This window comes from Allobosea minatitlanensis, from assembly GCF_964020775.1.
Genome location: NZ_OZ224509.1, coordinates 3,649,903 through 3,662,041 on the forward strand (window position 1 = coordinate 3,649,903; position 12,139 = coordinate 3,662,041).

A 12,139-nucleotide genomic window follows, 5' to 3' on the forward strand; every position below is an offset into this window, starting at 1 on the left:
TTCTCCCCAAAACCTCCTGAAAATGAAAGCCCGGACTCTACAGTTGGTCAATAATTTCGGACAGGGAGGCACCTGCTATTCGGGCCTGCCCTTCCGCTTGGCCTTTAGCCGATCGAGTTCGTCGGCCCACCACTGAGCCATCTGCACGCGCTCATCCCAATGCTGGCCGCGAGCATATGCGCGGCGAACAGCATCCTTATCCTGATGCGCTAAAGCACGCTCGATTGCGTCGGCGGACCACTTTCCGCTTTCGTTCAGGAGCGTGCTCGCAGCAGCCCGGAAGCCGTGGCTCGTCATCTCGTCTGCGCCGAAACCCATTCGGCGCAGCGCGGCATTCAGCGTGTTCTCACTGATCGGACGCGGGGCTACTGTCCGCCCCTCGCCCCCGCTGATGCCGTAGCCCGGAAAGACCAGTTTCCCGTTCCCGGTCAGGGTCTTAAGGTCTTTCAGGATCGCTAGCGCCTGACTCGGCAAAGGAATCCGGTGCTCTTGGCGCATCTTCATACGCGAGGCGGGAATCGTCCAAACCGCTTCCTTCAGATCAAACTCCGACCATTCAGCCGGGCGCAGTTCGCCGGGCCGAGGAAATAGCAGCGCCATCAGTTGAAGCGCGGCCTTCGTGGTCGGCTGCCCCTGAAACCCGTCAACCGCCCGCAGCAGCCCGGCGAAGTCATCTTCTTTGGTCAGGGCCGCACGATGTTTCACTTTCGGCGCCAGTAGCGCGCCCCGAAGCGCGAAGGTCGGGTCGTTGGCGGCTCGCGTGGTCGCGATGGCGAACCGGAAAACCTGACCAATCACGGCGCGCAGGCGCTTGGCGGTCTCCCGGTGCCCCTTGGCTTGAACACGCTCCAAAACGTCGAGAACTTCGCGAGCGCTGATTTCTGTGATGGGTCGGTCGCCTAGCGACGGTTTTGCGAGATCGAACAACCAACGCGTCTTTTCCAATGTGCGCTCTGCCTTGCCGTCCTCTTCCTTCTTCCGAAGGAGCTCGTCGGCTACGGCGCCGAAGGTATTTGCGTCACTAAGCGCCTTGGCCCTCTTGTCGGCCTTCTTCTGCTCGCCCGGATCGATACCATCGGCAAGGAGTTTGCGCGCCCGCTCACGCCGGTCGCGCGCCTGTGACAACGCCATTGTCGGATAGGCGCCTAACGCCAAGAGTTTCTGCTTGCCCTGATGGCGATAAGCGAGACGCCAGAGACGAGACCCGGCAGGCATCACCCACAATTGCAGGCCGGCTCCGTCCGAAAGTTTCTGAAGCTTCCCGGTCGGCTTAGCGTTTCGAATCGCCACGTTGGTTAGCGGCATGTTGGTATCACCCCGCGTTGGTATGCGCTGATACCAACAGAAAGACCAACAAAGCTTTTGGCTGTCAATGGACGCCGCTGGACGGCAGCGGACGGACCGACTGAGAAACAAGCGCTTTTCGGCCTGTTTTCGCCCGCCTCAACACGTCTATGGACAATGATGGAAGAAGAAGTGGTGCCGCAAGAGGGATTCGAACCCCCGACCCCCTCATTACGAATGAGGTGCTCTACCAGCTGAGCTATTGCGGCGACGGGTGGCGCTGTAACAGCCGCCGCGGGGCTTGGCAAGCCATACTCGATATCGCGCACAATGCCCGGCCGAGACAGCTTCGCGCGGCGCATGCGGCCGGCCGGCGAGGTCGGGCCGATGGGCGCCCGGCACCTCAATCCTTGCGCAGCTTCTCGGTCTCCGGCTTCTCCTGGCCGAGCGCGACGATGCCGCGGCGGATGGCGCGGGTGCGGGTGAAATGCCTGTGCAGCGTCTCGCCGTCGCCGTAGCGGATGGCGCGGGTCAGCAGCGCCAGATCCTCGTTGAAGCGGCCGAGCATCTCCAGCACCGCCTCCTTGTTGTGCAGGAAGACGTCGCGCCACATCGTCGGATCCGAGGCCGCGATGCGGGTGAAATCGCGGAAGCCGCCGGCCGAGAACTTGATCACCTCCGACTGCGTCACCGCCTCCAGATCCTCGGCCGTGCCGACGATGTTGTAGGCGATGAGATGCGGCAGGTGGCTGGTGATGGCGAGCACGAGATCATGGTGCTGCGCGCTCATCACCTCGACCAGCGCCCCCATGCCTTCCCAGAGCTGGCGGGTCTTCGCCACCGCGCCGGCATCCGTGCCCTCCGGCGGCGTCAGGATGCACCAGCGGTTGAGGAAGAGGCTCGGGAAACCGGCATCGGGACCGGAATTCTCGGTGCCGGCCACGGGGTGCGCCGGGACGAAGGAGACGCCCTCCGGCAGATGCGGCAGCACCGCATCGACCACCGCGCCCTTGACCGAGCCGACATCCGAGAGGATCGCCCCCGGCTTCAGCGCGGCCGCGATCTCGGCCGCGACGGCGCCGCAGGCGCCCACCGGCACGCAGAGGACAATATGGTCGGCGTCGCGCGCGGCCTCGGCCGCCGTGTCAGTGACGGCATGGCCAAGATCGAGCTCGCGCGCCCGCTGACGAACGGCCCCGTCGCGATCGGAGAGGACGATCGTGCCGGCGAGGTTCAGCTCCTTCGCCGTCCGCGCGATCGAGGAGCCGATCAGCCCGATGCCGATGATGGCGAGGCGGCCGAAGACCGGCTCGCTGCGGCGCGGCGCGAAGCTCTCTGCCATCGGCGTCAGGCCTTGCCGGCGAGGAAATCGGCGAGCGCGGCGACGACGAGGCGGTTCGCCTCCTCGGAGCCGATGGTCATGCGCAGCGCGTCCGGCAGGCCGTAGGAGGCGACGGCGCGCAGGATCAGGCCGCGCTGCGTCAGGAAGGCGTCGGCGTCCTTCGCCGTCCGGCCTGCTTCCTTCGGGAAATGGATGAGGATGAAGTTGCCGACCGAGGGCGTGACGGTCAGGCCGAGCTTTTCCAGCTCGGCCGTGGTCCAGGCGAGCCATGTCTCGTTGTGCTCGATCGCGGCGGCGACATGGGCCTCGTCGGCGATCGCCGCGGCGCCGGCCTCGATCGCCGCGCCGTTGACGTTGAAGGGGCCGCGGATGCGCTCGAGCGCATCGACGATGGCGGCCGGCGCATAGAGCCAGCCGATGCGCAGATTGGCGAGGCCGTAGATCTTCGAGAAGGTGCGTGTCATCACGACGTTCTCGCTCTCGGCTACGAGCTCGAGGCCGGCGGCGTAGTCGTTGCGGCGGACATATTCGGCATAGGCGGCGTCGAGCACCAGCAGGACATGCGGCGGCAGGCCAGCCTGCAGGCGCTTGACCTCGTCGAAGGACAGATAGGTGCCGGTCGGGTTGTTCGGGTTGGCGAGGAAGACGATCTTCGTCTTCGGCGTCACCGCGGCGAGGATGCCGTCGACATCGGCGGTATAGTCCTTTTCGGGCACGACGACCGGCTTACCGCCGGCCGCGAGAATGGCGATGCGATAGACCAGGAAGCCGTACTGGCTGTAGATGCCCTCGTCGCCCGCGCCGAGATAGGCCTTGGTGACGAGCTCGAGCAATTCGTCCGAGCCGTTGCCGCAGACGATCCGCGCCGGGTCGAGGCCGTAGCGGCCGGCGATCGCCTGCTTGAGCCGGCTCGACGAGCCGTCCGGGTAGAACTCCAGCTTGGCGGCAAGGCCCTGGAAGGCCTCGACCGCCTTCGGGCTCGGGCCGAGCGGCGTCTCGTTCGAGGAGAGCTTGTGCAGCTTCACGCCGGCGGGCGCGGCGGATTTGCCAGGGACGTAAGCCTCGATGTCGAGGACGCCGGGACGGGGAATGGGGCGGGAGGCGGTCATGATGCAGCTCTTTCGATCTCGTCACCACGCCGTCATCCCGGACGGAGCGAAGCGAAGATCCGGGATCCATGCCTGAGCGTCGACCGGCAGCGTTCAGGCATGGATCCCGGGTCTCCCTGCGGTCGCCCGGGATGACCGCGTCGTGGTTTCAGACGGTGAAAATCATCGCGGCTAGGAACGGGCGGATGCGACGGCGAAGCGGGCGGCGTGGCTGCCGACTTCCGAGAAGTCGCTGAGGCCTGCAGGGGCCAGCGCGTCGCTTATCGCGGCCTGGTCGACCTCGCCGGAGGCGGCGACCAGCAGCGACAGATGCGAACCGTCGGCGGCCGAGGCCGAGACCTCGGCGAGATGCTCGGCGAGGCCGTGGCGCAAGCCTTCCGACCAGCGCTCGACACGGGCGGCATAGAGCACGATCTCGCGCACGGCGGCATCGGCCAGCGGCTTGGCGACGCAATAGACCGGCGTGCCGGCCGGGTGGTCCGGCCGCTCGATGAAGGGCAGGCGCGCGATGATCTTGGGCTTGTCCGGCCCGATCAGGTCGCGCCACCAGATGCCGGCGCTGGCGCCCTGGTCCATGCGGAAGATGCCGAGATCGCCGGCCGATTCCGCCACGGCGCGGATGACGGCGCGGGCATCCTCATGCGGAACGAAGGGGACCGTGAAGCCGAAATGGAAGCGGGCGGAATCGCGCATCGCCGGGTCGCCGCCGGAGACGTCGGCATGAACCGAATAGTTCGCCTGCACATAGGTGAAGGTGGCGATGATGATGCGCCAGATGCTCTCGACCGTGTCGAGCGGCAAAAGCCCCTTATGGCGCAGGGCGAGGCGCTTCATCATGTCGGCCTCGCGGCCGGGGCGGAAGGCGGAGCCGGAGGCCTGCGTCTTCTTCACCGCGATCAGCGTCTCGATGATCTGCGAGCGCTCCATCAGCAGCGCGTGCATCTCGCTGTCGATGCGGTCGATCCCGGCACGGAGGTCGGCGAGAGTGGTCGGGGCGGCTTCGGTCATGGGCTACGCGCTTTCCGGCAGAGCCACGCTCCTTAGCGCTCCCGCCGCGCCTTGGCAAAGCCGGCAGCGCAATCCCGCGTTGACAGCGCCGCCGTCACGCGGCATCGCTAGTTCGATTTTCCGAACGAATGGACCGGCAAGACAAATCCCGCTGCCGAAGCTGACGATATGAGCGATCTTTCCCCCAGCCTGGCCGACCCGCTGAAGGAAGCGAACGAGCCTTCGAGCCTCGTCGCGCGCTTCGGGCCGGAGGCGCCGCTGCTGATGGATTGCGGCGTCGTGCTCGACCGCTGGCAGATCGCCTACCAGACCTATGGCACGCTGAACGCCGGCAAATCCAACGCGATCCTGGTCTGCCACGCTTTGACCGGCGACCAGTACGTCGCCAGCCGCAACCCGGTCACCGGCAAGGGCGGCTGGTGGACGGCGATGATCGGGCCGGGCAAGCCGATCGACACGGAACGCTTCTTCATCATCTGCGCCAACGTCATCGGCGGCTGCACGGGCACCACCGGCCCGGCCTCGACCAACCCCGAGACGGGCAAGCCCTGGGGCCTGTCCTTCCCGGTGGTGACCATCCGCGACATGGTGCGGGCGCAGGCTGCGCTGGTCGATCGCCTGGGCATCGAGACGCTGTTCTGCGTCGCCGGCGGCTCGATGGGCGGCATGCAGGTGCTGCAATGGGCGGCGAGCTATCCCGCGCGCGTCTTCTCGGCCTTGCCGCTGGCGACCGGCGCCAAGCATTCGGCCCAGAACATCGCCTTCCACGAGGTCGGGCGGCAGGCGGTGATGGCCGATCCCGACTGGCGGCAGGGGCGCTATCTCGAAGAGGGCACCCGGCCCGCCAAGGGGCTCTCGGTCGCGCGGATGGGCGCGCATATCACCTATCTGTCGGAACAGGCGCTGCACCGGAAGTTCGGCCGCAAACTGCAGGATCGCGAGGCGCCGACCTTCTCCTTCGACGCGGATTTCCAGGTGGAGAGCTATCTGCGCCATCAGGGGCTGAGCTTCGTCGAGCGCTTCGACGCCAATTCCTATCTCTACGTCACCCGCGCCATGGATTATTTCGACCTCGCCGCCGACCATGACGGCGTGCTGGCGCGCGCCTTCGCCGGCACCAAGACGCGCTTCTGCGTCGCCTCCTTCACCTCGGACTGGCTGTTCCCGACCGCCAATTCCCGCGCGATCGTGCATGCGCTCAATGCGGCCGGCGCCTCGGTCTCCTTCGTCGAGCTGGAGAGCGACAAGGGCCACGACGCCTTCCTGCTCGACGAGCCGAACCTCTTCGCCACCACGCGCGGCTTCCTGAGCGCGGCGGCGCGGGCGCGGGGGCTTTGACGATGGCGCTGACCGACACCCAGACCCACCGCATCGACCTCAAGCTCGTCGCGGAGATGGTGCAGCCGGAGACGCGCGTGCTCGATGTCGGCTGCGGCGACGGGGCGCTGCTCGCCCTGCTCGCGGAGACCCGCAAGGTCGATGCGCGCGGCATCGAGCTCTCGCGCGAAGGCGTGGCCGACTGCGTCGCGCGGGGTCTTTCCGTGATCCAGGGCGACGCCGATACCGATCTCGCCGACTATCCCGACGATTCGTTCGATTACGTCATCCTGTCCCAGACGATCCAGGCGACGCGCAATCCGCGGCTGGTGCTGGAGCAGATGCTCAGGATCGGCCGGCGCGCCATCGTCTCCTTCCCGAATTTCGGGCATTGGCGGATGCGGGCGCAGGTCTTCTTCCAGGGCCGGATGCCGGTGACGGAGGCCCTGCCCTATAGCTGGTGGGACACGCCGAACATCCATTTCTGCACGATCCGCGACTTCGTCGCGCTCTGCGATCTCGTCGGGGCGGAGAAGGAGCGGGCCGTGGCGCTCGACGCCGCCGGCGGCAAGGTCGGTGTCAATGCGCCGTGGTGGTTCTGGAACCTGTTCGGCGCGCAGGCGGTGTTTCTGCTGAAGCGGGGATAGCGCCGGCCGGCCCCCTCTCCCCTTGCGGGAGAGGGTTGGGGTGAGGGGTCGCACTGCGCTGAATCGTCGGTGCAGCTTCAGCGACGCTTCTTCCCGAAGGTAGCGAGACCCCTCATCCGTCTCGGCTTCGCCGAGCCACCTTGCTCCCGCAAGGGGAGAAGGGAAGGCGCGTGGCCTCAGTTCAGCGCCACGCCGGCCGGCCGCTTCTCCTTCACGGCCGCGACATGGCCGAGCATCAGCGTGCCCGGCCCGACGGTGATGGGCACCGTCTCGCCATCCTTGATCTCGCCGGCGAGGATGGCCTCGGCCAAGGGATCCTGCACCGACTTCTGGATCACGCGCTTCAGCGGGCGCGCGCCATAGGCCGGGTCGTAGCCCTTGTCGGCCAGCCACTCGCGCGCCTCCTTCGAGAGCTCGAGCGTGATCTTGCGATCGGTCAGCAGCTTCTGAAGCCGCCTCATCTGGATGTCGACGATCGCGCCCATGTCCTGCCGCCGCAGGCGGTGGAACAGGATGATGTCATCGATCCGGTTCAGGAATTCCGGCCGGAAGGCGTGGCGGACCACGCCCATCACCTCGTCGCGGACCGCGTCGCTGTCCTGCCCCTCGGGCTGGTTCACCAGGAATTCCGAACCGAGATTCGAGGTCATGATGATCAGCACGTTGCGGAAATCGACCGTGCGGCCCTGGCCGTCGGTCAGGCGCCCGTCGTCGAGAACCTGCAGCAGGACGTTGAACACGTCCGGATGCGCCTTCTCGATCTCGTCGAACAGCACGACCTGATAGGGCCGGCGGCGGACGGCTTCCGTCAGGGCGCCGCCCTCCTCATAGCCGACATAGCCGGGAGGCGCGCCGATGAGCCGGGCGACCGAGTGCTTCTCCATGTATTCCGACATGTCGATGCGCACGAGCGCCGTCTCGTCGTCGAACAGGAAGGAGGCCAGCGCCTTGGTGAGTTCCGTCTTGCCGACGCCGGTGGGGCCGAGGAACATGAAGGAGCCGATCGGCCGGTTGGGGTCCTGCAAGCCGGCTCGCGCCCGGCGGACGGCGGTCGAGACCGCCTCCACCGCCTCGCGCTGCCCGACGACGCGGGAGCCGAGAACCTCCTCCATGCGGAGCAGCTTCTCCTTCTCGCCTTCGAGCATGCGGTCGACCGGCACGCCGGTCCAGCGCGAGACCACCTGCGCGACATGGTCCGGCGTGACCGCCTCCTCGACCATGCCGGCGCTCTCGCCCTTCTCCTCGATTTCGGCCAGCTTCTTCTCCAACTGCGGGATCTCGCCATAGGCGAGCTCGCCGGCGCGCTGGTACTCGCCCTTGCGCTGCGCCTGGGCGAGCTCGTTGCGGGCATTGTCGAGCTTGGTCTTGATCTCCGCCGCCTGGCCGAGCTTGTCCTTCTCCGCCTTCCACTTGGTGGTGATGGCGTCGGAGCGCGCCTCCAGATCGGCCAGTTCGGATTCGAGCCGCTTCAAACGCTCCTTCGAGCCGGCGTCGTTCTCCTTCTTGAGCGCCTCCTGCTCGATCTTGAGCCGCACGATCTCGCGGTCGATCGAATCCAGCTCCTCGGGCTTGGAATCGACCTGCATGCGCAGCCGCGCCGAGGCCTCGTCGACGAGGTCGATCGCCTTGTCGGGCAGGAAGCGGTCGGTGATGTAGCGGTTGGACAAGGTCGCGGCCGAGACCAGCGCCGAATCCGTGATGCGGACGCGGTGATGCTGCTCGTACTTCTCCTTCAGGCCGCGCAGGATCGAGATGGTGTCCTCGACCGTCGGCTCCTCGACGAAGACGGGCTGGAAGCGCCGCGCCAGCGCCGCGTCCTTCTCGACATATTTGCGGTACTCGTCGAGCGTGGTCGCGCCGATGCAGTGCAGTTCGCCGCGGGCGAGCGCGGGTTTGAGCAGGTTGGAGGCGTCCATGGCGCCGTCGGTCTTGCCGGCGCCGACGAGCGTGTGCATCTCGTCGATGAACAGGATGATGCCGCCGTCGGAGGCCGAGACCTCGGTCAGCACGGCCTTCAGCCGCTCCTCGAACTCGCCGCGATATTTCGCGCCGGCGATCAGCGAGCCCATGTCGAGGGCGAGCAGTTCCTTGTCCTTCAGGCTCTCGGGCACGTCGCCATTGACGATGCGCAAAGCGAGGCCCTCGGCGATGGCGGTCTTGCCGACGCCGGGCTCGCCGATCAGGACGGGATTGTTCTTGGTCCGGCGCGAGAGAACCTGGATGGTGCGGCGGATCTCCTCGTCGCGGCCGATCACGGGATCGAGCTTGCCCTCGCGCGCCGCGGCGGTGAGGTCGCGGGCGTATTTCTTCAGCGCGTCATAGGCCTGCTCGGCCGAAGCGGAATCGGCGGTGCGGCCCTTGCGGATCGCCTCGATCGCGGCGTTGAGCGCCTGCGGCGTGACGCCGGCCTTCGACAGCGCCTTGCCGGCCTCGGTGTCCTTCTCGATCGCCAGAGCCAGCAGCAGCCGCTCGACCGTGACGAAAGAGTCGCCGGCCTTCTCCGCCGCCTTCTCCGCCGCGTCGAAGACGCGGGCGAGGCCCTGCGTCAGGTTGAGGCCGCCGGCGCCGCCGCCCGAAACTTTCGGGAGCTTGGCCAGCGCCTGGTCGGTGAGCTGCAGGGCGAGCCTGGAATTGCCGCCGGCCCGGTCGATCAGGCCCGCCGCCATGCCCTCATTGTCGTCGAGGAGCGCCTTGAGCAGATGCTCCGGCGTGAACTGCTGGTTGCCCTCGCGCAAGGCGATCGTCTGCGCCGCCTGGAGGAAACCCTTGGCCCGATCCGTATATTTCTCGATGTTCATTCACGTCACTCCGCCCGCGAAACGCGCCCCGTGGCGACGGGTTCCGCTGCCCTTCCGTCAGGATGGGGCGCCGCTCCGGGCCGCCCCTCGCCCATCAAGATAGTGTGACATCGGCGCAACGGAAGAGGGGCGACCGACAATTGACCCGGCGCCCGCGGCAGGCCCAGATCGGGCATGGCCGGGACCAGGCGACAGCAGGCGATTCGCAGGGCGCTGAGGGCGCTGGCACCGGGCATTCCGCTCTCCGACGCCGAGGCGGTGATCGCTCTCGCCGAGCGGCGGCACATGAAGGAGCTGCCGCCCGCGACGGCGCTGTGGCTGGCGCTCGGCAGCCATGCCCGCCACGTCTATACCGATTACGACCGCTTGCTGGCGGAGGGCTATGACCGCGATGCGGCTCGCTTCTTCGTCGCCGGCGACACCGACGGCGTCCTCGCCGGCTGGGGCTGCACGCGCTCGGTCAGCGAAAGCGAGGATGCGGAGGAATGATCGAAACGGATACAGAATTTGATCTGTCAGGGGGCTGGAAGGCGGATATGGTCCCCGCCGACCCGAACGCCCCGCTTCCTCGGCCCTCGCCAAGGCTGCGATGGCCGAAGCCTTCCAACCGCCGGACCGACCATGCGCATCGAGACGCTCTACCGCTACCCCGTGAAAGGCCTCTCGCCGGAGCGGATCCCGGAAGCCGCGCTCCCGACCGGCGGCTATTTTCCGGGCGACCGGCTCTTCGCCATCGAGAACGGCCCCTCCGGCTTCGATGCCTGCGAGCCGGTGCATCAGCCGAAGATCAAATATCTGATGCTGATGCGCAACGAGTCGCTGGCGCGGCTGCGCAGCCGCTATGACGACCCCACCGGCGAGCTCGTCATCCAGCAGGGCGGCCGCGAGGTGCTGCGCGCCGCGACCGACAGCGAGAGCGGGCGGGCGGCGATCACCCGCTTCTTCGAAGACTTCATGCCGGACGAGCTGCGCGGCGCGCCGAAGCTGCTGACGGCGCCGCCGACCTACCGCTTCACCGATTCGCGTTCGGGCTTCGTCTCGATCATCAACCTCGCCAGCGTCGCCGACCTCGAAGCGCGCCTCGGCCGGCCGGTCGATCCGCTGCGCTTCCGCGGCAATCTGATGGTCAGCGGCCTGCAGCCCTGGGCCGAGAACGAGCTCGTCGGCCGCGAGATCGGCGGCCCGGGCGGCCTGAAGCTCCAGGTCATCAAGCGGATCGAGCGCTGCGCCGCCACCAATGTCGACCCCGACAGCGGCGCCCGGGACATGCAGATCCCAAAGGCCCTGATGAAGAATTACGGGCATGTCGACTGCGGCATCTATTGCCGCATCCTCGCCGGCGGCGTGGTGCGGGAGGGCGACGTCCTCGTCCCGGCCGAGGCCTCCGCCGCGCTCGACACGGCCTGACGCGGCGGCCGGGGCCCGGATACGAAAAAGGGCCCTTGCGGGCCCTTTCTCATTCCGTTGGTCGCCGGCTCACTCGGCCGGGCCGTCAGCCTCGGAGCCGAGCGCGTCCATGACCTCGCGCGGCGAGCGGCGGCGACGCGTCCGCTTGGCCGGAGCGGCCTCCGCCTCGGCGGAGCCTTCCGCCGCCGCTGGCGCCGGAGCCGGCGCGGCGGTTTCGGCCGGGGCAGGCGCTGCGGCGGGCTCGGCGGGAGCCGGCGCGGCGGCGCGCACGGGGTTGGTCAGGAAGGACGGCAGGGCGCCGGAGACGTCCTCGGCCTCCGCCTCGGGCTGCCGTTCGCGGCGCGGGCGCCGCTCGCTGCGCTGCGGGCGCTCGGCACGCTCGACAGCGCGCTCGGCCTGCGGCTGCTGCTCGGCGGCGGCCTCGACCGCCTCCTCGGTTCCGCCGACGGGGATGTCGGAGCGCGGCGCGTCGGGACGCGGGGTGTAGCCGCCCTGGCCGCCCTCGCCGTTGCGATCGAAGCGGCGCTCGCCGCGATCCTGCCGGTCGAAGCGGCGCTCGTTGTTGAAGCGGTCGCGGCGGTTCTGGCGGTCGAAGCGCTGGCCGCCCTGCTGCTGGCCCTCGCCGGCCTCGCCCTCGGCCCGCTGGCCGCCATGACCGTTATAGCCGTTGCCGTTGCCGTTGCCGTTCATATGGCCGTTGGCGCCGCGGACATCCGGCTGCGGTCCCGAGCCGGGCACGAAGCCGCCTTGCCCATCCTCGTCGCCCTCTTCCTCGAGCTCGTCCTCGACCTCGACGAAGGCGCGATTCGGCGGGAAGGTATGGCCGAACTGCTGCGTCATCTGCTCCTGCGCCGCGAGCAGGATGCGGTAATAGTGCTCGGCGTGCTGGAAATAGCTCTCGGCCGCAACGGTATCGCCCGAGGACTGCGCATCGCGGGCGAGCTGCAGATATTTCTCGGCGACATGCTGGGCCGTGCCGCGGACCTTTACGTCCGGTCCATTGGACTCGTAGCTACGCTGCAGCGGGTTGGGAGATTTACGATTGCCGTTATTGTTGCCGTTATTGTTACGGCCGCGCATACGCCGGTTCTGACCTGGTCTCATTTCGCGTCTGTCTCGCGCTTCTGTGTTCAAAGCAACCGTGGCGTCGTCATGCGCGTTTCGATACACAGCGGGTTGCGACGCTGTGTCGGACTGAGTGGACCTGAAGGGGCCTTGCGCCGTTTC

The 12,139-nt window shown here is 67.7% G+C and carries 10 protein-coding genes and 1 tRNA gene; 4 read left to right on the plus strand and 7 right to left on the minus strand.

What is annotated here, in order from left to right; genetic code table 11:
• Window positions 1–75 precede the first annotated feature (75 nt).
• From ACWH43_RS18025 to ACWH43_RS18045, 5 genes are all read right to left on the minus strand, one after another.
• The gene (locus tag ACWH43_RS18025) at window positions 76–1,305 is read right to left on the minus strand and encodes a tyrosine-type recombinase/integrase (protein ID WP_448153570.1); all 1,230 of its coding nucleotides are present in this window, start codon (window positions 1,303–1,305) and stop codon (window positions 76–78) included.
• 172 nt (window positions 1,306–1,477) lie between these two features.
• A tRNA-Thr gene (locus ACWH43_RS18030) sits at window positions 1,478–1,553 on the minus strand.
• 134 nt (window positions 1,554–1,687) lie between these two features.
• Window positions 1,688–2,626, minus strand: coding sequence for a prephenate/arogenate dehydrogenase family protein (locus tag ACWH43_RS18035; RefSeq protein WP_158445046.1), 939 nt, complete (start codon window positions 2,624–2,626; stop codon window positions 1,688–1,690).
• Between the two features lie 5 nt (window positions 2,627–2,631).
• Window positions 2,632–3,738, minus strand: a complete 1,107-nt coding sequence (gene hisC, locus ACWH43_RS18040; RefSeq protein ID WP_158445047.1) for a histidinol-phosphate transaminase — start codon at window positions 3,736–3,738, stop codon at window positions 2,632–2,634.
• Between the two features lie 168 nt (window positions 3,739–3,906).
• On the minus strand, window positions 3,907–4,743 hold the full coding sequence (locus ACWH43_RS18045) for a chorismate mutase (RefSeq protein ID WP_158445048.1): 837 nt from the start codon (window positions 4,741–4,743) through the stop codon (window positions 3,907–3,909).
• A gap of 168 nt (window positions 4,744–4,911) precedes the next feature.
• On the opposite strand from ACWH43_RS18045, the gene metX reads away from it, so the two are divergent.
• The gene (metX, locus tag ACWH43_RS18050) at window positions 4,912–6,081 is read left to right on the plus strand and encodes a homoserine O-acetyltransferase MetX (protein ID WP_448153572.1); all 1,170 of its coding nucleotides are present in this window, start codon (window positions 4,912–4,914) and stop codon (window positions 6,079–6,081) included.
• A 2-nt stretch (window positions 6,082–6,083) separates the two neighbouring features.
• Window positions 6,084–6,707 (plus strand): methionine biosynthesis protein MetW, encoded by a 624-nt coding sequence (gene metW, locus ACWH43_RS18055; protein ID WP_158445050.1) that lies wholly within the window; start codon window positions 6,084–6,086, stop codon window positions 6,705–6,707.
• Between the two features lie 176 nt (window positions 6,708–6,883).
• Here metW and clpB read toward each other — a convergent pair whose 3' ends face one another.
• Window positions 6,884–9,505, minus strand: a complete 2,622-nt coding sequence (gene clpB, locus ACWH43_RS18060) for an ATP-dependent chaperone ClpB (RefSeq protein WP_158445051.1) — start codon at window positions 9,503–9,505, stop codon at window positions 6,884–6,886.
• Window positions 9,506–9,679: 174 nt separating this feature from the next.
• Here clpB and ACWH43_RS18065 point away from each other — a divergent pair, with 174 nt between their 5' ends.
• Window positions 9,680–9,994, plus strand: coding sequence for a DUF2293 domain-containing protein (locus ACWH43_RS18065; protein ID WP_158445052.1), 315 nt, complete (start codon window positions 9,680–9,682; stop codon window positions 9,992–9,994).
• A gap of 132 nt (window positions 9,995–10,126) precedes the next feature.
• Complete coding sequence (locus tag ACWH43_RS18070; RefSeq protein ID WP_158445053.1) at window positions 10,127–10,912, plus strand: MOSC domain-containing protein; 786 nt, start codon at window positions 10,127–10,129, stop codon at window positions 10,910–10,912.
• 69 nt (window positions 10,913–10,981) lie between these two features.
• On the opposite strand, the gene ACWH43_RS18075 is transcribed toward ACWH43_RS18070, so the two are convergent.
• Complete coding sequence (locus tag ACWH43_RS18075; RefSeq protein WP_260348094.1) at window positions 10,982–11,992, minus strand: DUF4167 domain-containing protein; 1,011 nt, start codon at window positions 11,990–11,992, stop codon at window positions 10,982–10,984.
• Window positions 11,993–12,139: the final 147 nt, after the last annotated feature.

Excerpts from the sequence above, each read along its gene's own strand:
- ACWH43_RS18025 (WP_448153570.1), bottom strand. The coding sequence starts at position 1,305 with ATGCCGCTAACCAACGTGGCGATTCGAAACGCTAAGCCGACCGGGAAG.
- ACWH43_RS18070 (WP_158445053.1), top strand. The coding sequence starts at position 10,127 with ATGCGCATCGAGACGCTCTACCGCTACCCCGTGAAAGGCCTCTCGCCG.
- clpB (WP_158445051.1), bottom strand. The coding sequence starts at position 9,505 with ATGAACATCGAGAAATATACGGATCGGGCCAAGGGTTTCCTCCAGGCG.
- ACWH43_RS18075 (WP_260348094.1), bottom strand. The coding sequence starts at position 11,992 with ATGCGCGGCCGTAACAATAACGGCAACAATAACGGCAATCGTAAATCT.
- metW (WP_158445050.1), top strand. The coding sequence starts at position 6,084 with ATGGCGCTGACCGACACCCAGACCCACCGCATCGACCTCAAGCTCGTC.
- ACWH43_RS18035 (WP_158445046.1), bottom strand. The coding sequence starts at position 2,626 with ATGGCAGAGAGCTTCGCGCCGCGCCGCAGCGAGCCGGTCTTCGGCCGC.
- metX (WP_448153572.1), top strand. The coding sequence starts at position 4,912 with ATGAGCGATCTTTCCCCCAGCCTGGCCGACCCGCTGAAGGAAGCGAAC.
- ACWH43_RS18045 (WP_158445048.1), bottom strand. The coding sequence starts at position 4,743 with ATGACCGAAGCCGCCCCGACCACTCTCGCCGACCTCCGTGCCGGGATC.
- ACWH43_RS18065 (WP_158445052.1), top strand. The coding sequence starts at position 9,680 with ATGGCCGGGACCAGGCGACAGCAGGCGATTCGCAGGGCGCTGAGGGCG.